The 1,454-nt window shown below is 48.2% G+C and carries 1 protein-coding gene; it reads left to right on the plus strand.

The features are described 5' to 3' along the window. Nucleotides 1-1,181: methyl-accepting chemotaxis protein (locus tag R8269_RS24305; RefSeq protein ID WP_318222786.1), on the plus strand; the 1,181-nt coding region annotated here is incomplete at its 5' end. Between the last annotated feature and the right edge of the window lie 273 nt (nucleotides 1,182-1,454).

A 1,454-nucleotide genomic window follows, 5' to 3' on the forward strand; every position in this document is an offset into this window, starting at 1 on the left:
TGGTATTCAGTACCGTTCTGATCGTGGCAAAACAACTTTGGGACGCAAACACATTTTACGATTCACTTTTAGCAGCCACTCAAAATGCGCAAGTTGCTCAACAACATTACGAAGCGTATTTGACTCAAGTAGTGTGGCAGACCGCGCTACTTATCGTCGTTTTTGTGGCTTTACTGTTGGCCGCCGCACGCGTAATGCTGCGCCAAACTCAGTATCTCAATGAAGCCATCAAATTAATGGCGAGCAAAAACTTGTCGGTACCGTTTGGTATGGACTGTAAAGATGAATACGGAGATGTGGCACGAGAGCTAGAGAAAACGCGTCGCCAACTGCATGACGTGATTCAAATGCAAATCAACGCATCCGACGAGCTAGCGACACTGACGGAAGTGATGACGCTGAGCATGTCAGAAACTAAAGAGTCGCCGCAAGAAGAGTTCAACGAGATTGACCAGCTGGCGACGGCCATGAGCGAGATGTCATCGACCGTACAAACGGTGGCTGATCATGCTCAAACGGCTTCTTCTTTGACGGAACAGGCTTCCACGCAAGCCGTAACGGGTCAACAGTTCTTACAAAGCACAGTGGCGAAAATGAGCGAGCTATCTTCAGATATTGCGTCTTCTGCACAAGCCGTAAACCAAGTCGAAGAGCGTGTGGAGTCGATTGGTAGCGTAGTGGGTACGATTCAAGGTATCTCTGAACAAACCAACTTGCTTGCTTTGAATGCGGCGATTGAAGCGGCGCGTGCTGGTGAAGCTGGGCGTGGCTTTGCTGTGGTGGCGGACGAAGTTCGTAACCTTGCGCAGCGCACGCAACAAGCGACGGTGGAAATTCAAGAAATGATCACTCAGCTACAGGCCAGCGCGACTTCTGCGGTTGATTTGATGGAGAAAAGTGTTGTCGAAGCGGCTGAAGGCGTGGAACTGGTTTCTAACGCGGGTAGTGAGCTTGATGGCATCGTTGCTCAAGTAACACAAATCAACGATATGAACTTCCAAATTGCTACCGCTTCAGGACAACAAAGCAGTGTAGCGGAAGAAATGAGCCAGAACTTAACGAACGTTCGTGAGCTGGTTGAAGCATCGGTCGTGGTGGTCACAGAGTTACTGGAAACCTCTGAAATGATGCAAAGTAACGCCGAAGAGCTAGATAAGAAGATTAAGTCATTTAGCGTATAAAGCGAATTGGATTTGATAAAACGCCCACAAACCTTTTGTGGGCGTTTTTATTTGCTTTCAGTCTGGTATAAAGAATGAATCACCGTGCTTTTCACACAAGGAAGAAACATGCAGCTGCCTTCGTCACTGGTCTCTGTCGCCGAATCTGCCGTTCAAAATGCCCAAGAAGCGGGTTACCTTCAATCATGGCCAAATGAGGTCGTAGAGCAGTTTCATTACGTCTCGGCGTTGAGCCAATTTATTACGGAAACCATTCACCGTGACGAGACTCTC

The sequence above is a fragment of the Vibrio sp. Vb0667 genome, from assembly GCF_033391095.1.